This window comes from Burkholderia sp. MSh2, from assembly GCF_000731655.1.
Taxonomy (GTDB): domain Bacteria; phylum Pseudomonadota; class Gammaproteobacteria; order Burkholderiales; family Burkholderiaceae; genus Burkholderia; species Burkholderia paludis.
The window spans coordinates 39,856-61,749 of sequence record NZ_JPGM01000027.1; the positions used below are offsets into that span (position 1 = coordinate 39,856).

Here is a 21,894-nt window from a genome sequence, read left to right on the forward strand (position 1 = left end):
ACTTCATTCATCCACCTTGAAAGCCGACACCAGCCGGGTCAGCTCCGCCGCCTGCTGCTTCAGGCTCGCCGCCGCCGCCGCGCTTTCCTCCACCAGCGCCGCGTTCTGCTGCGTCATCTGGTCGAGCGACTGCACCGCGTCGCCGATCTGGTCGATGCCGGCGCTCTGCTCCAGGCTCGCCTCGGCAATCTCGCTCATCATCGCGCTCACCCCCTGCACCTGCGACACGACATCGCTCATCACCTTGCCCGCATCGCTGACCAGCCGCGACCCGGCGCTCACCGTGCCCGCGCTGTGCTCGATCAGCGCCTTGATCTCCTTCGCCGCCTGCGCGCTGCGCTGCGCCAGATTCCGCACTTCCGACGCGACCACCGCGAACCCGCGCCCCTGCTCGCCGGCCCGCGCCGCCTCGACGGCGGCGTTCAGCGCGAGAATGTTCGTCTGGAACGAGATGCTGTCGATCATCACGATGATCTCGGAGATCCGCTGCGACGCGTCGCTGATCTCGCGCATCGTGCTCACGACCTCGCCCACCACCTGCCCGCCGCGCGCCGCCGTATCCGACGCGCCGTTGATCATCCGCGCGGCCGTCGTCGCCGTCTCCGTGTTGTTCCGCACCACGGCCGTGATCTCTTCCATCGACGAAGCCGTCCGTTCCAGGTTGCTCGACTGCCCTTCGGTACGCTCGCTGAGATCCGCGTTCCCCGACGCGATCTGCGCCGAACCGGTCGCGATCGACGCGGAAGCCGTGCGAATCCGGTGGACCAGCGTCGACAGCGACGACACGAACCGGTTGAACGCATCCGACAGTTGCCCGATCTCGTCCTGACTCTCGACCGTCATCCGGCGCGTGAGGTCGCCCTGGCCGCTGGCGATCTCCGACAGCAGCGTCGCCGCCCGGCGGATCGGCGCGGCGATCGCGCGCCCGACCAGCCAGATCACGAGCAGCGCGACGCCGAGCCCCGCCACCGCCGCGACCAGCGCCGCGCTGCGGATCGCGCGCGTCACGGGCCCGAGCAGTTCCGCCTGCGGCACCTCGACGACGACGTACGCGTTCAGCTCCGGAATGAACGACGTGGCGATGAAGCGCGCGCCGCCGTCGCCGTCGTAGCTCAGGTACGCATACGGCTTGCCGGCCAGCAGCGTCGACGACGCGTCGCCGGGCAGCCCCTGCTGGTCCTTCAGGAAGTGCTTGCCGTCGATCAGCGACGAATCGCGATGCATCATGATCGCGCCGTCGGGACGCACGAGATACGCGAACCCGGTCTCGCCGATCCGGTACGACGCGATGCCCTTCGCGAGCGCATCGACGGACAGGCTCATGCAGGCCGCGCCGATCGGCGCGCCGTCGAGCTCGATGCGGCTGTTGATGAACATCATGTAGCCGCCGACCGTCACCTCGCGGTCCATGTTCACGTCGAACGCCTTGCCCGACGCCAGGAAGCCGGTCAGCCAGCGGTCCTGGTCGGTCACCTTCCGCTGCAGGCCGGCTTCGTTGTAGTAGTTGCCGCTCTTCACGGACACCCACTGCACCGACGCGGCCTTCTGCTCGTCCTTCACGTTCTTCGCGAGCTGGATCCAGTTGCGCGTGCCGGCGTCGGGTTCGCCGTCGGCTTCCCATTGCAGCAGGAACGCGTCGCGCGCGAGGATGCGCGACGCGGCGATCGGCCCGGCCATCTGCCGCTGCACGTCGGCGCGGATGCCGTTCAAGGCCGTCGGCAGTTCCTCGCGCACGACGCGATCGCGCACGGCGTTGCCGATCAGGCGAAGGCTGAGCCCGCTCGAAATCGCGACGAACACGAGCAGGCAGCTCGTCATGCTGAAAATCAGCTTGTTCTGAATGGAAAGCTTGCGCCAGAAATGCATGGGGAACCCTCGATAACCGCTCGGTCTGAGCCAGTTTGGGTTATCGGCAGGCAGGCGCGGAACCGCATCGCTGATTTCAGATGTCGATCATGCGGGATTTGTTATGTTGTTGTCAGGTGGGCCGATGCGGCCGGTCGCGCCCGGTCGCGCGCACGCCGGTCAGTATGCGACGAAGATCGTCACGCGCCGGTTCCTCGCGCGCGCCGCCGCATCGTCGCCCGTCACGAGCGGCTGCGTATCGGCCCGCCCGATCGCCGCGAGCCGGTGCGGCGCCACGCCGCGCTCGGTCAGGTAGCGCACGACGCTCCCGGCGCGCGCCGACGACAGCTCCCAGTTCGATTCGTATTTCGCGTTCGCGATCGGCACGCTGTCCGTGTGCCCCTCGACGAGGATGTCGCCGGTCGCGTGATCGCCCAGCGCCTGCGCGATCCGGTCCAGCACCGGCGCGGCATCGGGCAGCAGCCGCGCGTCGCCGACATTGAACAGGATCTTCGCGTCGATGCCGATCTCGACGCCATGCGGCGCCTTCACGAGCGAAATCCGGCCATCCGTCTTCAGCGTATCGAGCAGCGCGAGCCACGCCGGCGTGCGCCCGGGCGGGGCGGCGTCCGCCGCGCCGCCGGCATGCCGCGCGAGCGTCTGGTAGCGCGCATCGAGCGCGTTGTACTTCGCCAGCTGGAGCACGTACAGCGCCAGGAACAGCACCATCAGCGTCGTGATGAGGTCCGCGTACGAAATCAGCCAGCGGCCGGATTGCGCGCCTTCGGGTTCGTCGTGGTCGCGATCGGCGGCCGAGGCGCCGTCAGTTCGGGCAGTCATGCGGTCGGTGATCCAGGTTCGTTGCGGCACGCGCCCATCATGCGAGCGACTCGGCCGCGCGGCCGCGCACGTCGCCGGTCAGGCGCGTTTCGATCGTATGCGGCGATTCCTTGCGCGAAATCGCCAGCAATCCGTCGAGATACAGCTTGCGAAACCGCAGCTCGCTGTCGATCTGCGCGCGCAGCTTGCCGTACAGCGGCAGGAACACGAGGTTCGCCAGCGCCAGCCCGTACAGCGTCGCGATGAACGCGACCGCGATGCCCGGCCCGAGCTGCGCCGGTTCGAGCATGTGGCTCGTCACCTGCACGAGCCCGAGCACCGAGCCGAGGATGCCGAACGTCGGCGCATAGCCGCCTGCCTGCTGCCACACGCGCGCGGCGGCCAGGCGGCTGCGCTCGTACGCGTCGAGTTCGCGCTGCAGCGCATCCTCGAGCACGGCGGTCGACACGCCGTTCGCCAGCAGTTCGAGCCCGCGGCGCGCGAACGGATGGATGCCGCTCACGTCCATCGACTCGAATGCGAGCAGCCCGTTCAGCTTGGCGCGGTCGCCCCATTCGAGCAGGTCGGACAGGTTCTGGCGATCGACCTCGCGCGCCCGCACGAACGCGAGCCGCAACTGCTTCACCGCGTCGAGGAAACGCGCCCACGTGTTCTGGATCATCACGGCGCCGAGCGTGCCGCCAAGCACGATGACGAGCGCCTCGAACTGGAACAGCATCGGGAAATGCCCGCCTTCCAGCGCGAAACCGAACACGATCGCCGCGCCGCCAAGCACCACACCGGCCAGGGTCAAGAGGTCCATGCGTGCGCTCCCGTCATGCGTCCGTTGCCGAAGCGACAGGCGCGGCGCCCGCCGCGGGCGCTTTCGCCGCGCGCACGGCATCCAGCACGCGCTGCTCGATGTCCTCGACCTCGAGCGGGTCGAGCTTGAGTTCGCGGCGCATCACCCACGACACCTCGTTGCGCCGCGCCTCGGTCATCACCGAGAACAGCTTGTCGGCCACCGCGCGATCGTCGAGGCTCGCGATCAGCTTCGCGAGATCGTACGTATCGAACGCGCTGACGACGTCGAACAGCGTGCGCGAGTCGACCCGCACGAGATCCTCCAGCGCGCGCACGTCGCCGCCGCGGCGCGGATTGCGCCGCGAGAAATACGCCACGCCCTTTTGCTCGACGTAGCTGAGCACCTTCGACTTGCGGAACGCGAACACCTCGTCCGCGATCTCGCCGTTCGACAGCTTGCTGAGCAACAGCGTCTTCTCGACGCCGATCAACGATTCGAGATCGACCAGCTCGATCAGCTCGAGTTCGCTGTTGATCGACAGGTCGAGATCGTGATCGGCCACCTGCTGCGCGCGATCGATCACGCGTGCGGCGTCGAAGGTCACGACCTGGCGCGCATCGGACGACGCCGCATGGTCGATCGTCCCGCCGGCATGGTCCGCCTGCGCGGCCTCGATCGTGACGAGATTGAGCTTCTCCATGCGTCGCAGCATCGCGAGCACGTGCGGCCGCGAATGGCCGGCGATCGCGCGGCACTTGCGGATCACGTCGGCAAGCGGCACCGAGGTTTCGGCCGCATGCGCCTGCATCGGCCGGCGCGCCCACGTGTCGCCGCCCTCGCGCGCGTCGGCGCCCGCCATCAGCGCCAGCACGTGCGCATACGACAGCACGCCCGGCATGAAGTCGGCATGCGTATAGGTCGCGAGCTGGTCGTCCTTGCGCTTCACGCGGCGGATCAGCGTCCGCACGATATGACGCAGCAGCGCCGACACGCGCTCGATTTCATCGTCGAGCATGGCGGTCGGCACGACCGTAAGCTGACAGAATGAAAGCGCCTTCGCCGTATGGGCGCGCGGCTCGGCCGCGAGCAACGCGGATTCGCCGAAGAACTCGCCACGGCCGAGCGTCGCGACGACGACACGCTTGTCGTCGCATCGCGTGGACAGCTCGACCTTGCCGTCCGTGATCAGAAAGATGACGGGCTCGCCCGCAAAACCCTCGGAGTAAATGATTTCTCCGGGCGCCGCCGTACGCGTCCACGATTGCTGACGATTCAAATCGATTCCCCTGCTGCGCTGACTTTCTTGTCCGGCGGCGCCGCGCTTCATGCGCGATCATCGCCGCCGTACCCCGTGTCCCCGTTTACGACACGCGACACGGGGTTCTTTAACGTCGGCGCCGGTCGCCGGCGCGGCATCGGTTACGAATCGTTTGCGCGAGCATCCCGGCGCGATGCGTCCGGAAATGCGGCAGACAGCCGCACGTGCCGCGGCGCGCGCCGGCCGGCCGCACGCCGGGCTCCGGGCCTGCGCCGCACCCGGCCGCCAATACGCAACGCTCATTCATGCAGGCCCCACGACACGAGCACCGCGTGGATGTTGCGCGCGTATTCGTCCCGCAAGCGCGGCGTTTCCGAGTGATACGCACCGATCGCCTGCCAGGTGTTCCCGTAGCGGACCATCTTGCGCTTCAGCATCCACGCCGCGACGTAGATGTTCACGCACGCGTCCTTCAGTGCGCCCGGCGGCACACCGTAGCGGCGCAGTTCGCCGAAGTGCACCGAGTTGATCTGGGTCTGGCCGACGTCGATGCTGCCGTCCGCGTTGCGGTGCACGGCCGCGGGATTGCCCTTCGATTCGTACCAGGCGATCGCGCGCAGGATCTGCGGGTTGACGCCCTGATAGCCGGCCGCGCGTTCGAAACAGGCGCCGTCGGGCACCGCGTCGTCCGCCCGCGCCGGCGCGACGTACAGCGCACCCAGCAGCATCGCGGCCCCCAGCCACGACAGGGCGGCCGATCGCATCGGGAACCAGCGGGGGCGGCGCGGCGCGCATCCGCCGCATCGATCGTGCCGCTTCATTGCGTCATCGCCAGCGCAGCGGCGCCGGCGCCGGCGCCTGTCGGACGCGATTCACGCGCGCCTTTCGCCAGCGCGTCGTCAAGCTTCCTGTCCTCGGCCGCGAGCACCGCACGCGACGCCTCGGTCACGACGAGATGCACCTGAAACTCCGGCGCCTTCTTCGCGGGCGGCGCGTGGCGCGAGCGCCTCGCGTGGCGCCCGCCCGCCGGTGCGCTCGCCTGCGCTTCGTCGTCGCCGCCCGCCCCCGGCGGCAGCGACGCGTACGGCGGCAGCGGCGGAAACACCTGGTTGGACGCGGCCGGGGCGGACGACGTTGCGTCGCCGGGCGGCGCCGCGAACGCGGCGCCGCACACGAGCATGGCCGTACAGATCGACAGTCGTAGCATCGCGGGATCTCCTGTTACCGGGTCTGGGTCGGTTCGACCTGCACGCTGTACGGCCGGCAACTCCCGGCCGCAACGTTCTCGACACGCACCGATGCGGCGCGCGGCGTCGCGATGCCGCGCCGGAGCGACTGGTTCAGGTAGCCGAAATCCTGCGGCAGCGCAGCCACGCGGATCGTCATCGGCTGCGACTGCTTCGACGCCAGCGCGCCGACTTTCGCCAGCAGCGCGGTCAGTTGGGGATCGCGTGCGCCGAGCGCATCGGCGGGTATGACGAAATCGACGAGCGGCGTCGACGCGGAAGACGCGTCGTCGCGCGCATTCGCGTCCTGACCTCCGGAGCGGAGTTGGGCGCAGCCGGCCGACATGACCAACGCAGCGGCACAGACAAGCATGACGAACGGTTTCACGTATTTCTCTAGCGGTCAGTGGACCTGCGTTATCGGCAGCGCGCGGACGATGTTTACCCCGATCGCGCGCGAAGCCCGCCGCGCGGGATCGCGCGGCGGGCTTCGATTCCTCTGATTTAAGCGCGGCGTGATCAGACGCCATTCATCCGATCGTTGCACGCATGCCGCGTGTGCCGCGCGCGATCCGGCGCTCAGAACTCCATGTCGAGTTCGTCGATGTCCTCATGCTCCGCTTTCGCCGCGTCGATCCACTCTGCCACGAACGGTTGCGCGAGCACCTGCATGCAGTACTCGGCGATATCGGGCTCCAGCTTCACGTCGTAGGTCAGGAAGCGCGTGACGACGGGCGCGTACATCGCGTCGGCGATGCCGATCTCCGCGCCGAACAGCCAGGGGCCGCCGTATGCGGCCAGGCACTCGCGCCAGATCGTCACGATCCGCTGGATGTCGTGCTGCGCGCGCGACCAGATCCGGAAGCCGGGGAAATGCGCGCGCAGGTTCATCGGCAACGCGGATCGCAGCGCGCTGAAGCCGGAATGCATTTCGCCACAGATCGACCGGCAATGCGCGCGGGCGTGCCGGTCCTCCGGCAACAGCCGCGCCTGCGGCCGGATTTCGTTCAGGTATTCGGCGATCGCGAGCGTATCCCACACCGCGTTGCCGTCGTGCGTCAGGCACGGCACGAGGATCGACGGCGACAGCAGCAGCAACTCCGCGCGCGACGCCGCATCGATCGGCACGCTGACCGTCTCGAACGGCAGCCCGCTCAGCTTCGCGAGCAGCCAGCCGCGCATCGACCACGACGAGTAATTGCGGCTGCTGATGGTCAGCGTCGTCTGTCCGGTGGATTCCATGTCGCTCCCCTGTCCAATGCCGTTCGTGCCCCTGCACCGAAAACGGTCGCCGCGCGGTGCCGCCCGCACCACGCCGGTGCCGCGCATTCGCCGAACTGGCGCAGCCGCGCACGCCGTCGCGGCCCGGGTCGCCCGCCGCAACGGCGCGGCGACGCACCGCGTGCGATTGCCGCTTCTCGCGCGCCGCCTGCACCGCCGCGCTCCCGAACCGCGTGCAACGCGCGTGCCAGACGCGCGCTGGCACATGGCTTGCCTCGTTCAATCCAACGCGGCACAACGAGCGACGGTCATGAATCTGCTTGCCTACCCGTTCTATCAATGGTCTGCCGAATGCACGCGCCCGGCGCGCGCATGGGCCGCCGCCGCACGCGCGACGATGTCGCTGTGGCCGCCCGCCACCGCGACGCCGGGCGGCCGCATGCTCGACGCACTGTGCGAGCTGCTCGAATGCTGCGCGTTCTCGCATCGGCGGCCGCCGTTCGGCATCGCGTCGATCGACGTCGACGGCGAAACGGTGCCGATCGTCGAGGAAGCCGCCGCGGCCACGCCGTTCGGCACGCTGCTGCATTTCCGCAAGGCGCGGCCGGTCGCGCGCCAGCCGCGCGTGCTGATCGTCGCGCCGATGTCCGGGCATTTCGCGACGCTGTTGCGCGGCACCGTGCACACGATGCTCGCCGACCACGACGTGTACATCACCGACTGGCACAACCCGCGCGACATTCCGCTGACGGCCGGACGGTTCGGTTTCGACGAATACGTCGCGCACGTGATCGACTTCATCCGCCAGATCGGCCCGGACGCGCATGTGCTCGCGATCTGCCAGCCGACCGTCGCCGCGCTCGCGGCGGTCGCGCTGATGGCGGCCGGCGGCGATCCGGCGCAGCCCGCGAGCCTGACGCTGATGGCCGGCCCGATCGACTGCCGCGTGAATCCGACCAAGGTCAACGCGCTCGCCACGAGCCAGCCGATCGAATGGTTCGCGCGCAACCTGATCAGCGTCGTGCCGGCCGGCTTCGTCGGTGCGCAGCGGTGCGTGTATCCGGGATTCGTGCAGGTGGGCGCGTTCATGTCGATGAACCCCGACCGGCACGCGGCGTCGTTCGCCGACCTTTACTACCAGCGCGCGAAAGGCGATCCGGCGAAAGCCGATACGCTGCGGCACTTCTACGACGAGTATTTCGCGACGGCCGATCTCACCGCGGAGTTCTATCTGGAGACGGTCGAGAAGGTGTTCCAGCAATACGCGCTCGCCCGCGGCGAGCTGACGGTCGGCGACCGGCTCGTCGAACCGGCGGCGATTCATCGCACCGCGCTGCTGACGATCGAAGGCGAGAAGGACGATATCTGCGCGGTGGGCCAGACGGTGGCCGCGCAGGAGCTGTGTTCGGGGTTGCCGCCGTATCTGAAGACGCACCACGTGCAGACGGGGGCCGGCCACTACGGCGTATTCAACGGCAGCCGCTGGGAAACGCAGATCTATCCGATCGTGCGCGCGACGATCCACGACAACGAACCGTACGACCGCACCGCGGGCGCGGAAGGCGATGCGGACGGCTCGCACTACGTCACGCTGCGCGCGCTGCTCGATGCGCGCGCGACAACGCACGCCGCGACGGCCGATGCGCCATCGCACCATGCCGGGTGAACCGGCGCGGCGCGGCAATCGCCGGCGCGAAAAATAAAACGCCCCGCCGTGCTGGCGGGGCGCGCGTTCAGGCAGCGTGCCGGCAACGCGCGAGGCGGCGGCCTCGTGCGTCGGGGCCCGTCTTACGAACAGGCCTTGCCGTGCGACGCGTGGAAGCCCTTCGCCTTCGCGTCCGCTTCCGACATGTAGCTGCCGTGCTTGGTCTTGCCGTAGTACTTGTCGGTCGGGCAGTGATAGACCTTGGTGCTGTCGTTGACCCACACCTTGCCCGGGCCGCCGCCGGGCGCGGCGGCTGCCGTCGTCGCAGCGGCGCTCTTCGCCGGCGCGGTGCCGGATGCGGCGGCAGCCGAAGCCGCCGCGGCGGGCGCTGCCGCCGGCGCGCTGGCCGCGGCGGCGGCCGACGCGCCGTACCAGGTCTTCACGCCCTTGTGGCCGGCGCACGCGCCCTTCTTCGACGCGCCCGAGTAGAACGAGCCGTCCTTGCACAGGCCGGTCGTGCCGCTCGGCGCGCTGGCCGGAACCTGCGCGAACGCACCGATCGACACGCCCATGCCGGCGACGAGCGCGGCGATCAACATCGTTTTTTTCATGGTCCTCTCCTGATTTGCCTGGAACATTCATGCGCCCCGGTCATCGCCGGGAACAGCCGGGGTTATCGCACCCAGTGGCAAACGCGATGGTGGTGATGATCGAAATGGCACACACGGTGCGGATGGGCTTCGGCCAGTGCCGGAACGAGAACCACGCAGGCAAGTGCGGTGGCGGTGAGGATCTTCGCGATGCGGTTCATGAAACTCTCCCGAGTAGGTCGGCCGGAGATCCGGCCGGTACCTACTTAACGCCGACGGTCGACAAGCCGTGCACCGCGCCCGCGCACAATTGACGATCTTTGACATCGCCTCGCCCGCCGGCGGCCGAACCTGACGAATGCCTTTCTTTCATCCGGATCTTCGGCTTCGCGGCGGTTCGGAATTCGAAAGAATGTGTCCGACCGGAACGCGGCGTGTCGCGCCGGCGCCGCACGCGACAGCGTCCCGCCGCGCAGGATCGGCGCGGCGGCCACCCTGATGCGGCCGTTCGCAAGCGCCCGCCCGGAACCCGGGCGGCTACGCGCCCGCGCTTTCCCACGGCGTGGGCGGCGGCACGGCGCACGGCCCTTCGACGTCGATGGATTTGAAATCGGCGGGCCCGACGATCTCCAGATACTCCATGTCCGGCGAGTAGTCGAACAGGTAGTGGACGATCCCCGGCGCCTGGTGCACGCAGTCGCCGGCGGCTACCAGCGTTTCCTGCTCGCCGTACATGAAGCGCGCCCAGCCCTTCAGCATGATCACGATGTGGAACTCGGCCTCGTGGCGGTGCCAGCCGGTGCCCGCTACCGGTGCATGATTCGCCCTGACGAGCTGCGCGACGACCTTGCCGTTCGTCGCGGCCGCGATGCCGAGATCGCGGTACAGGAAGAAGTCGCGCAGCCCTTCGCCGCGAAACGCGGTGTCCTGGGGCTTCACGTGGGAAAAGGCGGTGGTGGTCGGCGTGCTCATCGTGGTGCTCCTTCGTCGCGAGGATCACGCGTGACAAGCATTTAGCGTTCCAGTTCGCGACGTCGCGGGCGATGCGCGACGCCGCCGGTGCGTCTACTTCAGCCGGCCCGACAGGAACTGCCCGAGCCGTTCGCTCTTCGGATTCACGAGAATCTCCTGCGGATTGCCTTCCTCCTCGATCTTCCCCTGGTGCAGGAAGATCACGTGATTCGACACGTTGCGCGCGAAGCCCATCTCGTGCGTGACGACGACCATCGTGCGGCCTTCCTCGGCGAGCTTCTGCATCACCTTCAGCACTTCGCCCACCAGCTCCGGGTCGAGCGCCGACGTCGGCTCGTCGAACAGCATCACTTCCGGCTCCATCGCCAGCGCGCGCGCGATCGCGACGCGCTGCTGCTGGCCGCCCGACAGGTGCGACGGATACATGCCTTCCACGCGCGGCGCGAGCCCCACCTTCTCCAGGTACTTGCGCGCCCGCGCGATCGCCTCCTCCTTGCCGACCCCGAGCACGGCCATCGGCGCCTCGATCACGTTCTCGAGCACCGTCATGTGCGCCCACAGGTTGAAGTGCTGGAACACCATCGACAGCTTCGTGCGCATCCGCTGCAACTGCTTCTGGTCGGCCACGCGCAGCGCCCCGCTGCGGTCGCGGGTGGTCTGGATCGGCTCGCTGCCGATCGTGATCTGCCCCGAGCACGGCTGCTCGAGGAAGTTGATGCAGCGCAGGAACGTGCTCTTGCCGGAGCCGCTCGAACCGATGATGCTGATCACGTCGCCGGCCTTCGCCTTCATCGACACGCCCTTCAACACCTCGTTGTCGCCGAACTTCTTGTGCAGGTTGTCAACGGTGAGCTTGTACATGCTGGATCCTTCGTTGCGAATGCATTAATGACCGCGCGGCGCGAGGTACGCGAGCCAGCGCGTCTCGAGCTTGCGGAACGCCCAGATGAGCGTGAACACGACGGCGGCGTACAGGACGGCCGCGATGCCGTAGGCCTGGAACGACATGTAGGTGGCCGAATTGACGTCGCGCGTGACCTTCAGGATGTCAGGCACGGTGGCCGTGAACGCGAGCGTCGTCGCGTGCAGCATCAGGATCACTTCGTTGCTGTAGCTCGGCAGCGAGCGGCGCAGCGCCGACGGCAGGACGATCCGCGTATAGAGCTTGAAGCGCGACATCCCGTACGCGAGCCCGGCCTCGATCTCGCCGGCCGACGTCGCCTTGATCGCGCCCGCGAAGATCTCGGTCGCATACGCGCATTCGTTCAGCACGAACGCGAGCAGCGTGCAGTTCATCGCGTTGCGGAAGAACGCGTCGAGCAGCACGTGATCGTGCACGACCTGCAGGCTGTAGATCCCGGTGTAGCACATCAGCAGCTGCACGTAGAGCGGCGTGCCGCGGAACACGTACGTGTAGAGCCAGACCGGGCCCGAGATCCAGCGGTTCGACGACGCGCGCGCGATCGCGAGCGGCACGGCGAGCGCGAAGCCCAGCACGATCGACACGACCAGCAGCCACAGCGTGATCGCGAGGCCGCTGAAGCGGTAGCCGTCGGTATAAAGATAGCTTTGCCAGTACTGGCTGACGATTTCGATCACAGTGCGAGCCTCCGGACACCGACGGAATAGCGCTTCTCGAGGTGGTGCAGCACGACGTTGGACACCGTCGTGATCGCGAGGTAGATCGCGCCCGCGGCCAGCGTGAAGAAGAAGAAATCGAGCGTGCTCTTGCCGGCGTCCTGCGACGCCTTGACGACGTCGGCGAGACCGATGATCGACACGAGCGCGGTGGCCTTCACGAGCACCTGCCAGTTGTTGCCGATGCCGGGCAGCGCGAAGCGCATCATCTGCGGAAACAGGATGCGGCGAAACACGCGCCAGCCGCCCATCCCGTATGCGAAGCCCGCCTCGAGCTGGCCGCGCGGCACCGCGAGGAACGCGCCGCGGAACGTCTCGGTGAAGTACGCGCCGTAGATGAAGCCGAGCGTCACGACGCCGGCCACGAACGGGTCGATGTCGATCTGGTCCCAGCCGACGAGGTCGGTGGCCTGGTTCAGCAGGATCTGGATCCCGTAGAACAGCAGCAGCATCAGCACGAGGTCGGGCACCGCGCGGATCAGCGTCGTATAGAAGGTGCCGACCGACCGGAGCACGCGGTGAGTCGACAGTTTCGCCGCCGCGCCGGCGAGCCCCAGCACGAGCGACGCGGCAAGCGACAGCACCGCGAGCTTCACGGTCTCGACCGTGCCGGCCCACAGCAGCGGGCCAAATCCTTGGAAGATCATATGAGGGGTCCAGAACGGGGTGGCTGGATTGTCAATAGCCATTAACCGCGCATCAAACGATATCTGCGCACTACTTGATGCGGCCTGCTCATCAAGCCGGACGCAACCCGCGAGGCGGGCGGCGCCCGGCGACGGACGCGGCGCGCGCCGCAGCCGACGCGCGCCGCGGGGAGGGTCAGCCGCCGTAGACGTCGAACGCGAAGTACTTCTTCTCGAGCTTCCGGTACGTGCCGTCCTTGATGAGGTCGGCGATCGCGTGGTCGATCTTCGCCTTCAGGTCGGCGTCTTCCTTGCGCAGGCCGATGCCCGCGCCGTTGCCGAGCGTCTTCGGATCGTCGATGTCGCCGCCGGCGAATGCGAAGTTCGCGCCACGCGGCGTCTTCAGGAAGCCGATGTCGGCCTGCACCGCGTCCTGCAGCGTCGCGTCGAGGCGGCCGGACATCAGGTCCTGGTACACGCCGTCCTGGTTCTGGTACGGCACGACCTGCACGCCCTTCGGCGCCCAGTTCACCTTCGCGTAGGTTTCCTGAATGGTGCCCTGCTCGACGCCGACCGACTTGCCCTTCAGCGATTCGGCGGTCGGCTGCAGGTTGGCGCCCTTCTTCACGACGAGGCGCGTCGGCGTGTTGAACAGCTTGTCGGAGAATGCGATCTGCTCGGCGCGCGCCGGCGTCATCGACATCGACGACAGCACGCCGTCGAACTTCTTCGCCTTCAGCGCGGGGATCATCCCGTCGAAGTCGTTCTCGACCCACACGCATTTCGCCTTCAGGCGGGCGCAGATCTCGTTGCCGAGATCGACGTCGAAACCGACGACCTTGCCGCTTGCGTCCTTCGATTCGAACGGCGGATAGCTGGCGTCGACGCCGAACCGGATCGTCGACCAATCCTTGGCGTGGGCACCGACCGCGATGCAGGCAAGGGCAATACTGAGCGCGAGTTTCTTCATGGCATTCCTGTCAGAGGCGAGCTGGGCAAGCGTTCCCGTCGGGCAACCCCGCCGTGAATCTTCCAACCCGGATATCGCGCCATCCGCGACATCCCAAGTTGTACATACAACTTTGCCCGCGCAGGGACATCGCCAGCAATCCGTGTTTATCACTAATTGCCGGACGATTATGGCCATGGGCCAGGAATATCCTTTAATTTCAATTAATTACTATTTACACAACGCTGAACGCCTGCTTTCCGTACTCATACGAATGCGGCCGCGCGACGGGGCGAACCTGTCTAGACTTCACGGGCCGCGCCGGCCGCTTCCAGCCCGACCAGCCGGTAGCCGAACTGCAGCTCCGTCAGCAGGTGCCGCGGGCGCGCCGGCACCGGTTCGAGCTTCTGCCGCAGGTTCGTCATGTACACGCGCACGTAGTGCGCGCGATCCGCGTCGTGAATGCCCCACACCTCGGCCAGCAACTGCCGCGCGGCGATCACGCCGCCGCGCGCGCGGATCAGCGCGGCGAGCAGCCGGAATTCCAGGCGCGTCAGGTGGATCGGCGCGCCGCCGCGCACGACCTCGTGCCGCCCGAGATCGACGGTCACGTCGCCGAACCGCACGACCGACGACGATTGCCCGTCGGTCGACACGAACGCCGCGCGCCGCAGTTGCGCACGCGCGCGCGCCAGCAGCTCGGGCACGCCGAACGGCTTCGGCAGGTAATCGTCCGCGCCCGCGTCGAGCGCCGCGACCTTCTCCACCTCCTGCTGGCGCGCGGACAGCACGATCACGGGCACCGTCGACCACTCGCGCAACTCGCGGATGAACGACTTGCCGTCGTCGTCCGGCAGCCCGAGATCGACGATCACGAGATCGGGCTTGCTGCTCGACGCATACATCCGGGCCTCGCGGGCCGTGGACGCCTCGCAGGTGTCGAGCCCCTCCTGTTCCAGCGCCATCCGGACGAACCGGCGGATATCCGCCTCGTCCTCGACGATAAGTACGCGCGATCTGATCATGTCCGGCTCTCGTGTTCGATATCGGGCGGCGCGCCCAGTGGCAGGCGAATCTCGAACCGCGCGCCGTGCGGATCGAGCGGCACGGCGCGGATCGAGCCGCCGTGCGCGTTGACGATGCTGCGGCACAGCGCGAGCCCGAGCCCCACGCCGCTGATCGACGATTCCTTGCGCTCGCGCTCGAACGGCTCGAACAGCGGCTCGGTGTTGCGCGCGACGAAGCCGGGCCCGTCGTCCTCGACGAACACGTACAGCGTTTCGCCGAACACGCGCGCGCGCACCGACACGGCCGCGTCCGCGCCCGCGTATTTCGCGGCATTGTCGAGCAGGTTCATCAGCACGCGCTCGATCAGCAGCGCGTCGACGTCGATCAGCGGCAGGTCGGGCGGCAGGTCGGCGCTCACGTCGCGGCCGGCCAGCACGCCGGCCGAATGCGCGAGCGCGCTGCCGACGATCTCGTCGAGCATGTGCCACTCGCGATTGAGCCGGACGCCCTCGCTCTGCATCCGCGCGAGGTCGAGCAGGTTCACGACGAGCCCGTGCAGCGCCTCGGCCTGGTTGCGGATGCCGTGCGCGAGCGCCGCCGGCTGCCCGTCCGCGAGGCGCTCGGGCCGCTCCAGCGTCTCGGCGAGCCCGCGGATCGCGGTGAGCGGCGTCTTCAGGTCGTGCGACACGGCGGCGAGCAGCGCGTTGCGCAACCGCTCGCCCTCGATCCGGACCAGCGTGTGCTGCGCGACCTCGACGTAGTGCACGCGTTCGAGCGCCATCGCGATCGACGAGCACAGCGCGTCGATCAGGCGGCGATCGTCGGGGTCCGTCGGCACCGGCTGCGCGTCGCCGAACAGGACGAGCACGCCGCGCACGCGCATCGGCGCCTTCAGCGGCAGGTACTGCGCCGCCGCGCGCTCGAACGGCGGCAGCCCGCACCCGGCGCCGCGGGCCTGCTCGTACGCCCAGCGCGCGGCCGACGGATCGACGAACCACGCGCCGGGCGCGGGCGCCAGCCGGTCGTCCGCATCGGGCAGCACGAGCGCGACGCGCACGCCGAGCAGCGGCGCGATCGTACCGGTGCAGATCGACGCGATCTGCTCGGTCTCGATCGCGGCCGACAGGTCGTGCGCGACGCGCGCGAGCGCCGCCGAGCGCTTCTCGTTCGCGCGGGCGGCACGCGCCTCCGCGCGCAGCCGCGCCGCGAGCTGGCCGATCGCGAGCGCGACGGCCAGCATCAGCGCGAACGTGAACACGTACTGCGTATCGGACACCGCGAACGACAGCCGCGGCTCGACGAAGAAGAAGTCGAAGCAGCCGACGCAGACGAACGCGGCCCACGCGCCGGCCAGCCGGCCGAGCCGCAGCGCGATCAGCACGACGGTCATCAGGAACAGCATCACGACGTTCGACAGATCGAACACGCGCAGCAGCGCGCTCGCCGCGAGCGTCGCCAGCGCGCACACGAGCGTGGCCAGCAGCAGCGGCACCGCGTATTGCGACAGCCACACGCGCGTGCGCGGGCGCGCCTCGCGCACGGCCAGCGCCGGCCGCGTGTCGGGCCCCGCGCCCGCGATGCGGTCGGCCATCGCCGCGCACGCGCGCAGCGCGGTCCGCCAGCGGTCGCGGCGCGCGCCGGCCCCGTCGCGGCGGGCGGCGGTGTCCCGCCGGCCCGATGCCCGTCGATTCGCTTCGTTCACGTTCACATCCATGATCGCTTCCGGCAATTGAAACGCCGAACGGCCCCGCGCGCGCCACGAGGGCGCGCGCGGGGCCGCGACGGCGCGTTCGGTCAGATAAACGGCGTCAACAGCATGTCGATCAGCTTGATCCCGATGAACGGCGCGACGATCCCGCCCACGCCGTAGATCAACAGGTTGCGCCCCAGCAGCTTCTCGGCCGGCTCGGCACGATACTTCACGCCCTTCAGCGCCAGCGGGATCAGCGCGACGATGATCAGCGCATTGAAGATCACCGCCGACAGGATCGCCGACGTCGGGCTGTGCAGCCCCATCACGTTCAGCGCGCCGAGCGCCGGGTAGGTCGCGACGAAGGCGGCCGGGATGATCGCGAAATACTTCGCGAGATCGTTGGCGACGCTGAAGGTGGTCAGCGCGCCGCGCGTCATGATCATCTGCTTGCCGACCTCGACCACCTGCATCAGCTTCGTCGGGTTGCTGTCGAGGTCGACCATGTTGGCCGCCTCCTTCGCCGCCTGCGTGCCGCTGTGCATCGCGACGGCCACGTCGGCCTGCGCGAGCGCCGGCGCGTCGTTGGTGCCGTCGCCCGTCATCGCGACGAGATGACCCAGCGCCTGGTGCTCGCGGATCAGCCGCAGCTTGTCCTCGGGCGTCGCTTCGGCGAGGTAGTCGTCGACGCCGGCTTCCGCCGCGATCGCGGCCGCGGTGAGCCGGTTGTCGCCGGTGATCATCACGGTCTTCACGCCGACCTTGCGCAGCTCGGCGAAGCGCGCGGCGATCCCGTGCTTGACGATGTCCTTCAGCTCGATCGCGCCGAGCACGCGGGCGCCGTCGGCCACGACGAGCGGCGTGCCGCCGCGCCGCGCGATCTCGTTGACGGCCGTCTCGACCGCCTGCGGAAACGCGCCGCCGAGCGCATCGACGTGCGCCCGGATCGCGGAGGCCGCGCCCTTGCGCACCTGCCGCTCGCCGATGTCGAGGCCGCTCATCCGCGTGCGCGCGCTGAACGGCACGGCTACGCCGCCGTCGATCGACGCGCCGCCCAGCGAGAAACGCTGCTTCGCGAGCGCGACGATCGAACGGCCCTCGGGCGTCTCGTCGGCCAGCGACGACAGCTGCGCGGCCTCGGCCAGCACGCGCTCGTCCACGCCCGGCGCCGGCCGGAACTGCACGGCCTCGCGGTTGCCGAGCGTAATCGTACCGGTCTTGTCGAGCAACAGCACGTCGACGTCGCCGGCCGCCTCGATCGCGCGGCCCGAGGTCGCGAGCACGTTCGCGCGCATCATGCGGCTCATCCCCGCGATGCCGATCGCCGACAGCAGCGCGCCGATCGTCGTCGGGATCAGGCACACGAGCAGCGCGATCAGCACGGTGAGGCTCACGGCCGAACCCGACGCGTTCAGCAGCACGCTGAACTGCGAGAACGGCAGCAGCGTCACGCACACGAGCAGGAAGATGATGGTCAGCGCAACCAGCAGGATCGTCAGCGCGATCTCGTTCGGCGTCTTGCCGCGCTTCGCGCCTTCGACCATCGCGATCATCCGGTCGAGGAACGCCTCGCCCGGCTGCGCGGTGATCTTCACGACGATCCAGTCGGACAGCACGCGCGTGCCGCCCGTCACCGACGAGAAATCGCCGCCCGACTCGCGGATCACCGGCGCGGATTCGCCGGTGATCGCCGATTCGTCGACCGACGCGACGCCGTCGATCACCTCGCCGTCGGCGGGAATCGTGTCGCCGGCCTCGACCAGCACGATGCTGCCGGCCACGAGTTCGTCGCTCGGCACGCGATGGCTGGTGCTGCCGTACTGCTTCGGCTCGTCGAGCACCTTCGCGTACACGCGCTTGCGCGCCGCGCGCAGCGCGTCGGCCTGCGCCTTGCCGCGCCCTTCGGCCAGCGCCTCGGCCGCGTTCGCGAACAGCACGGTGAACCACAGCCAGCAGGCAACCGCGAAGATGAAGCCGGCCGGCGCGTCGGCGGCGCCGGTCAGCGCCTGCAGCCACAGCACGGTCGTGACGATGCTGCCGAGATAGACGACGAACATCACCGGGTTCTTCAACTGCACCTGCGGCGCGAGCTTGCGGAACGCCTCGCGCAGCACGGCCGTCCACCGCATCGGCGGCACGCCGCCGACCGGCAGGGCCGTCGGGTTGATCGGGGTTTCGATATGGGACATGAGTGACTCCGTGGTTCCTGCCGTTACCGCGCGCCGGCCGTCTGGCCGAACGCGCGATCGAGCGCGAGATTCAGGTCGAGCACGCGCACGCGCGGCTCGCCGAGCACGCCGAGCTGGCGCGGCGCGGCGATCCGGTCGACCAGCGCCGCGACCTTCCCGGCCTCGACGCCGCGCGCCCGCGCGACCCGCGCCGCCTGCAGCCGCGCGTTCGCGACCGAGATCTCCGGATCGAGCCCCGACGCGGACGCGGTGACGGCATCCGCCGGCACCGGCGTGCCGTCGGCCAGCGCGTTCTCCTGCCGGTACGCGCGCACGCGCCCGGCGATATCGGCGAGCAGCTTCTTGCTGGTCGCCCCCTGGTTGCTCGCGCCGCTGCCCGCCGCGTTGTACGGCTGGTCGACCGTCTTCGACGGATCGGCCGGATCGGTGCCGGTCGTCGCGCTCGGCCGCGCATGGAAATAGCCGGCGTGCGTGAAGAGTTGCCCGATCACCGCCGAGCCGACGGTCTTGCCGTTGCGCTCGACGAGACTGCCGCGCGCCTGCGACGGGAACAGCAGGTTCGCGACGCCCGTGGTGGCCAGCGGATACGCGAGGCCCGTGACGAGCATGAACAGCACCGACGATGCGATCACGGGCCGCACGAGGCCGCGCGTCGCCGCGCCGAACGAGGAACCGGGTGCCGACGCGGCGACGGCCGCGGCCTGGCGATTGCGTTCAATCATGATGTTTCCCTCAGAACAGTTGGCCGCCCGACATCAGCAGGTGCTCGACGACCGGGCCGAGCGCGAGCGCGGGCAGGAACGTGAGGCCGCCGACGACCAGGATCACGAAGATCAGCAGGCCGGCGAACAGGCCCGTCGACGTCGACAGCGTGCCCGCGCTTTCCGGCACGCGTTTCTTCGCGGCGAGGCTGCCTGCCACGGCGAGCATCGGCAGCAGCGTCAGGTAGCGGCCGATCAGCATCGCGAAGCCGATCGTCGTGTTGAAGAACGGCGTGTTCGCATTGAGGCCCGCGAACGCGGAACCGTTGTTGGCCGTGCCCGACGTGTACGCATACAGCACTTCGCTGAAGCCGTGCGGGCCGAGGTTCGCGAGACTGTCCATCGTCGAGTGCAGCATCGACGCCAGCGCGGTGAAGCCGAGGATGCTGAACGGATGGGCGAGCACCGCGAGCATCACGAGCTTCATCTCGCGCGCCTCGATCTTCTTGCCGAGGAATTCCGGCGTGCGCCCGATCATCATCCCGACCAGGAACACCGCGAGGATCGCGAACGTGAACAGGTTGATCAACCCGACGCCGTCGCCGCCGAACACGTTGTTCAGCATCATCTGCGCGATCGGCACGAGCCCGCCGAGCGGCGTCAGCGAATCGTGCATCGCGTCGACCGACCCGGTGGTCGCGGCCGTCGTGACGGTGGCGAACAGGCTCGTCTGCGCGATGCCGAAGCGCATCTCCTTGCCTTCCATGTTGCCGCCCGGCTGCACGGCGCTCATCTGCTGGTCGACGCCGAGGCCGGACAGGAGCGGGTTGCCGTGCTGCTCCGCCGAATAGATCACGGCCAGGAAGCCGACGAACATCACGACGAACGCGCCGAGGATCACCCAGCCCTGGCGGCGCCGGCCGATCATCGTGCCGAGCGTATAGGTCAGCGCGGACGGAATCAGCAGCATCGACAGCATGTGCAGCGTGTTGGTGAGCGGCGTCGGGTTTTCGAACGGATGCGCGGCGTTCATGCTGAAGAACCCGCCGCCGTTCGTCCCGATATGCTTGATCGATTCGAGACTCGCGACCGGCCCCATCACGATCTGCTGGCGCGCGCCTTCGAGCGTGGTCGCCCATGCATCGGACGCGAGCGTCTGCGGCATGCCCTGCCACACGTACACGAGCGCCATCGCGAAGCTGAGCGGCAGCAGCACGCGATAGGTCACGCGCGTGAAATCGACCCAGTAGTTGCCGATGTCGGCCGCGCTCTTGCGGCTCAGCCCGCGGATGAAGCCGCCCGCGGCCGCGACGCCGGTGGCCGCGCTGACCACCATCAGGAACGTGATGACGGCCATCTGCGAGAAGTTCGACAGGCTGCTTTCGCCCGCGTACGCCTGCCAGTTGGTGTTCGTGATGAACGACGCGGCCGTGTTGAACGCGAGATCCGGGCTTTGCGCGGCACGCTGCAGCGCATCGAACGGCAGCGCGTCCTGGATGCGCAGCAGCAGGTAGCCGAGCAGCATCATCCCGGCATTGCTGAGCAGCAGCACCATGCCGTAGCGCTGCCACGACATCGCTTCGTCGGGATTCACGCCGAGCAGCGCGTAGGTGCGGCGTTCGACCCACGCATGGCGCGGGCTCGTGAAGGCGTGCGCGAGCCATTTCCCGACGACGGGCACCAGCGCCAGCATGATCGCGAGGACGATCGCGAATTGAATGAGATTATTGAACATGTCGACACCCGCTCAGATCCGGTCGAGGCCGGCGATGAAACCGGCCGTCAAGGCAAAGAACGCGAGCGTGAACAGAATGAAAAGCAGATCGCTCATGACACTCACCGATATTTTTTTGAATTCCCGTTGAATCGCACCGATCAATACCGCTCGGGCTTGATCAACGCATGAAACAGATAGGCGAAGAGCGCGAGCGATAACGCGCCGGTGATCCACAACATGGCTTTCCCCTTTATTCGTATGCGCGGCAGTGCCGCGCGATCGTCGGCGCATCGGGGCCTTGCCGCATCGGCACGGCCCCGGATGACGCCCCCCGTGCACATCTGGCGAACGGGCTGCGACAGTGTAGAAATCCGCGTATCAAAGCGGTGTTCAATTTCTTTACGGGGAATAAAAAAGCTGTAAAGACGCAAGCCGGACCGGACGGCGTTTTTATGCGTTCTTTTCAAACGATCGGCGAGTCTATACACCGTATCGTTATCGCAATTCCTAGAATGGCGGCATGTTCCAAGACGAGATCTCCGCGGTGCGGAGCACGATGCGACCCGGGGATGCCAGCATGAAACCGACCAGAACCGAATCCGCCGCTTCACGCGATCTGCCGCCCGTTCGTTCGCGACGCCGGCACGGCGCCGACGAGCTCGTGCTGCTGTCGATCCACGTGGAATCGGACAATCTCGCCGTCGTGCGGCGCCGGCTGCACCAGGCCGTCGGCGCGGCGCTCAATTTCTATACGGCCGCGATCGACAGCCGCACCGGGCGCGCCTGCATCGAGCTCGAGGTCGCACGGTCGCAGGCGTCGCCGGCGATCCTGTCGATCCTCCGCCTGCTGCCGGCCGCCGAGTTCGGCACGATCCGCCTGCTCCAGCACTAGCCGGCATCCGCCGCCGCGGCGCGCGCGACACGCGCCGCGCGGCCATCCCCCTTTCATCGATCCGAACGCGCGCGGCCGGCGCGAACGGGTGCGGTTCCTCGCG

24 protein-coding genes are annotated in these 21,894 nt (G+C 68.3%); 3 read left to right on the plus strand and 21 right to left on the minus strand.

The features are described from left to right. Positions 1-3 precede the first annotated feature (3 nt). From GQ57_RS17930 to GQ57_RS17965, 8 genes are all read right to left on the minus strand, one after another. Complete coding sequence (locus GQ57_RS17930; protein WP_031399000.1) at positions 4-1,866, minus strand: methyl-accepting chemotaxis protein; 1,863 nt, start codon at positions 1,864-1,866, stop codon at positions 4-6. A gap of 159 nt (positions 1,867-2,025) precedes the next feature. Further along, complete coding sequence (locus GQ57_RS17935) at positions 2,026-2,685, minus strand: OmpA/MotB family protein (RefSeq protein WP_034198588.1); 660 nt, start codon at positions 2,683-2,685, stop codon at positions 2,026-2,028. A gap of 37 nt (positions 2,686-2,722) precedes the next feature. After that, positions 2,723-3,487 (minus strand): flagellar motor protein, encoded by a 765-nt coding sequence (locus GQ57_RS17940; protein ID WP_031399002.1) that lies wholly within the window; start codon positions 3,485-3,487, stop codon positions 2,723-2,725. A gap of 13 nt (positions 3,488-3,500) precedes the next feature. Continuing rightward, positions 3,501-4,745, minus strand: coding sequence for a Crp/Fnr family transcriptional regulator (locus tag GQ57_RS17945; RefSeq protein WP_034198589.1), 1,245 nt, complete (start codon positions 4,743-4,745; stop codon positions 3,501-3,503). A gap of 281 nt (positions 4,746-5,026) precedes the next feature. Continuing rightward, positions 5,027-5,491 carry a lytic transglycosylase domain-containing protein gene (locus tag GQ57_RS17950; protein WP_031399004.1) on the minus strand — a complete coding sequence of 155 codons (465 nt, stop codon included), beginning with the start codon at positions 5,489-5,491 and terminating at the stop codon, positions 5,027-5,029. Positions 5,492-5,544: 53 nt separating this feature from the next. Then, positions 5,545-5,934: a hypothetical protein gene (locus tag GQ57_RS17955; protein WP_052001367.1), complete on the minus strand. Its 390-nt coding sequence runs from the start codon at positions 5,932-5,934 to the stop codon at positions 5,545-5,547. Between the two features lie 14 nt (positions 5,935-5,948). Beyond that, positions 5,949-6,341 carry a hypothetical protein gene (locus GQ57_RS17960; RefSeq protein WP_425322004.1) on the minus strand — a complete coding sequence of 131 codons (393 nt, stop codon included), beginning with the start codon at positions 6,339-6,341 and terminating at the stop codon, positions 5,949-5,951. Between the two features lie 191 nt (positions 6,342-6,532). Then, complete coding sequence (locus tag GQ57_RS17965; RefSeq protein ID WP_031399007.1) at positions 6,533-7,195, minus strand: glutathione S-transferase family protein; 663 nt, start codon at positions 7,193-7,195, stop codon at positions 6,533-6,535. A gap of 289 nt (positions 7,196-7,484) precedes the next feature. On the opposite strand from GQ57_RS17965, the gene GQ57_RS17970 reads away from it, so the two are divergent. Next, on the plus strand, positions 7,485-8,840 hold the full coding sequence (locus GQ57_RS17970; RefSeq protein ID WP_034198591.1) for a polyhydroxyalkanoate depolymerase: 1,356 nt from the start codon (positions 7,485-7,487) through the stop codon (positions 8,838-8,840). 122 nt (positions 8,841-8,962) lie between these two features. Here GQ57_RS17970 and GQ57_RS17975 read toward each other — a convergent pair whose 3' ends face one another. From GQ57_RS17975 to kdpA, 12 genes are all read right to left on the minus strand, one after another. Then, a complete protein-coding gene (locus GQ57_RS17975; protein WP_034198592.1) occupies positions 8,963-9,430 on the minus strand; it encodes a DUF3761 domain-containing protein in 468 nt (155 codons plus the stop codon). A 62-nt stretch (positions 9,431-9,492) separates the two neighbouring features. Then, a complete protein-coding gene (locus tag GQ57_RS43395) occupies positions 9,493-9,630 on the minus strand; it encodes an HHHH-motif protein (protein ID WP_162836102.1) in 138 nt (45 codons plus the stop codon). Positions 9,631-9,946: 316 nt separating this feature from the next. Then, positions 9,947-10,381, minus strand: a complete 435-nt coding sequence (locus tag GQ57_RS17985; protein WP_034198593.1) for a cupin domain-containing protein — start codon at positions 10,379-10,381, stop codon at positions 9,947-9,949. 93 nt (positions 10,382-10,474) lie between these two features. Then, entirely contained in the window at positions 10,475-11,242 is a 768-nt protein-coding gene (locus GQ57_RS17990; RefSeq protein WP_031399012.1) for an ABC transporter ATP-binding protein, read from the minus strand. A gap of 24 nt (positions 11,243-11,266) precedes the next feature. After that, positions 11,267-11,980, minus strand: coding sequence for an ABC transporter permease (locus tag GQ57_RS17995; RefSeq protein ID WP_034198594.1), 714 nt, complete (start codon positions 11,978-11,980; stop codon positions 11,267-11,269). Then, a complete protein-coding gene (locus tag GQ57_RS18000) occupies positions 11,977-12,666 on the minus strand; it encodes an ABC transporter permease (protein WP_031399014.1) in 690 nt (229 codons plus the stop codon). The genes GQ57_RS17995 and GQ57_RS18000 overlap by 4 nt, the downstream gene beginning before the upstream one ends. A 175-nt stretch (positions 12,667-12,841) precedes the next feature. Further along, positions 12,842-13,615, minus strand: a complete 774-nt coding sequence (locus GQ57_RS18005; protein WP_031399015.1) for an ABC transporter substrate-binding protein — start codon at positions 13,613-13,615, stop codon at positions 12,842-12,844. Positions 13,616-13,896: 281 nt separating this feature from the next. Beyond that, positions 13,897-14,619, minus strand: a complete 723-nt coding sequence (locus GQ57_RS18010) for a response regulator (protein WP_031399016.1) — start codon at positions 14,617-14,619, stop codon at positions 13,897-13,899. Next, the gene (locus GQ57_RS18015) at positions 14,616-16,316 is read right to left on the minus strand and encodes a DUF4118 domain-containing protein (protein WP_031399017.1); all 1,701 of its coding nucleotides are present in this window, start codon (positions 16,314-16,316) and stop codon (positions 14,616-14,618) included. The genes GQ57_RS18010 and GQ57_RS18015 overlap by 4 nt, the downstream gene beginning before the upstream one ends. 80 nt (positions 16,317-16,396) lie before the next feature. Continuing rightward, on the minus strand, positions 16,397-18,421 hold the full coding sequence (kdpB, locus tag GQ57_RS18020) for a potassium-transporting ATPase subunit KdpB (protein WP_052001369.1): 2,025 nt from the start codon (positions 18,419-18,421) through the stop codon (positions 16,397-16,399). An 83-nt stretch (positions 18,422-18,504) separates the two neighbouring features. Continuing rightward, positions 18,505-19,203: a potassium-transporting ATPase subunit KdpC gene (gene kdpC / locus GQ57_RS18025; protein ID WP_081896686.1), complete on the minus strand. Its 699-nt coding sequence runs from the start codon at positions 19,201-19,203 to the stop codon at positions 18,505-18,507. A gap of 10 nt (positions 19,204-19,213) precedes the next feature. Continuing rightward, positions 19,214-20,917 carry a potassium-transporting ATPase subunit KdpA gene (gene kdpA / locus GQ57_RS18030; protein ID WP_031399020.1) on the minus strand — a complete coding sequence of 568 codons (1,704 nt, stop codon included), beginning with the start codon at positions 20,915-20,917 and terminating at the stop codon, positions 19,214-19,216. On the opposite strand from kdpA, the gene GQ57_RS41825 reads away from it, so the two are divergent. Beyond that, positions 20,897-21,088, plus strand: a complete 192-nt coding sequence (locus GQ57_RS41825) for a hypothetical protein (protein WP_152603292.1) — start codon at positions 20,897-20,899, stop codon at positions 21,086-21,088. The two genes, kdpA and GQ57_RS41825, sit on opposite strands and share 21 nt — an antisense overlap. Here the strand turns inward: GQ57_RS41825 and kdpF are convergent. Continuing rightward, a complete protein-coding gene (gene kdpF / locus GQ57_RS43400; protein ID WP_200877987.1) occupies positions 21,058-21,387 on the minus strand; it encodes a K(+)-transporting ATPase subunit F in 330 nt (109 codons plus the stop codon). The two genes, GQ57_RS41825 and kdpF, sit on opposite strands and share 31 nt — an antisense overlap. Positions 21,388-21,476: 89 nt before the next feature. Here kdpF and GQ57_RS18035 point away from each other — a divergent pair, with 89 nt between their 5' ends. Continuing rightward, positions 21,477-21,791 carry a hypothetical protein gene (locus tag GQ57_RS18035; RefSeq protein WP_075122933.1) on the plus strand — a complete coding sequence of 105 codons (315 nt, stop codon included), beginning with the start codon at positions 21,477-21,479 and terminating at the stop codon, positions 21,789-21,791. The last annotated feature ends 103 nt before the right edge of the window (positions 21,792-21,894 follow it).

Bases quoted from the DNA above. Each gene is read 5' to 3' on its own strand.
- GQ57_RS17935 (WP_034198588.1), bottom strand. From the start codon at position 2,685: ATGACTGCCCGAACTGACGGCGCCTCGGCCGCCGATCGCGACCACGAC.
- GQ57_RS17990 (WP_031399012.1), bottom strand. From the start codon at position 11,242: ATGTACAAGCTCACCGTTGACAACCTGCACAAGAAGTTCGGCGACAAC.
- GQ57_RS17955 (WP_052001367.1), bottom strand. From the start codon at position 5,934: ATGCTACGACTGTCGATCTGTACGGCCATGCTCGTGTGCGGCGCCGCG.
- GQ57_RS43395 (WP_162836102.1), bottom strand. From the start codon at position 9,630: ATGAACCGCATCGCGAAGATCCTCACCGCCACCGCACTTGCCTGCGTG.
- GQ57_RS18010 (WP_031399016.1), bottom strand. From the start codon at position 14,619: ATGATCAGATCGCGCGTACTTATCGTCGAGGACGAGGCGGATATCCGC.
- GQ57_RS17930 (WP_031399000.1), bottom strand. From the start codon at position 1,866: ATGCATTTCTGGCGCAAGCTTTCCATTCAGAACAAGCTGATTTTCAGC.
- GQ57_RS17940 (WP_031399002.1), bottom strand. From the start codon at position 3,487: ATGGACCTCTTGACCCTGGCCGGTGTGGTGCTTGGCGGCGCGGCGATC.
- kdpB (WP_052001369.1), bottom strand. From the start codon at position 18,421: ATGCGGTGGACGGCCGTGCTGCGCGAGGCGTTCCGCAAGCTCGCGCCG.
- GQ57_RS18015 (WP_031399017.1), bottom strand. From the start codon at position 16,316: ATGGATGTGAACGTGAACGAAGCGAATCGACGGGCATCGGGCCGGCGG.
- GQ57_RS18000 (WP_031399014.1), bottom strand. From the start codon at position 12,666: ATGATCTTCCAAGGATTTGGCCCGCTGCTGTGGGCCGGCACGGTCGAG.
- GQ57_RS17970 (WP_034198591.1), top strand. From the start codon at position 7,485: ATGAATCTGCTTGCCTACCCGTTCTATCAATGGTCTGCCGAATGCACG.
- kdpA (WP_031399020.1), bottom strand. From the start codon at position 20,917: ATGTTCAATAATCTCATTCAATTCGCGATCGTCCTCGCGATCATGCTG.
- GQ57_RS17985 (WP_034198593.1), bottom strand. From the start codon at position 10,381: ATGAGCACGCCGACCACCACCGCCTTTTCCCACGTGAAGCCCCAGGAC.
- GQ57_RS17950 (WP_031399004.1), bottom strand. From the start codon at position 5,491: ATGCGATCGGCCGCCCTGTCGTGGCTGGGGGCCGCGATGCTGCTGGGT.
- GQ57_RS18035 (WP_075122933.1), top strand. From the start codon at position 21,477: ATGAAACCGACCAGAACCGAATCCGCCGCTTCACGCGATCTGCCGCCC.
- GQ57_RS17975 (WP_034198592.1), bottom strand. From the start codon at position 9,430: ATGAAAAAAACGATGTTGATCGCCGCGCTCGTCGCCGGCATGGGCGTG.
- GQ57_RS17965 (WP_031399007.1), bottom strand. From the start codon at position 7,195: ATGGAATCCACCGGACAGACGACGCTGACCATCAGCAGCCGCAATTAC.
- kdpC (WP_081896686.1), bottom strand. From the start codon at position 19,203: ATGATTGAACGCAATCGCCAGGCCGCGGCCGTCGCCGCGTCGGCACCC.
- GQ57_RS18005 (WP_031399015.1), bottom strand. From the start codon at position 13,615: ATGAAGAAACTCGCGCTCAGTATTGCCCTTGCCTGCATCGCGGTCGGT.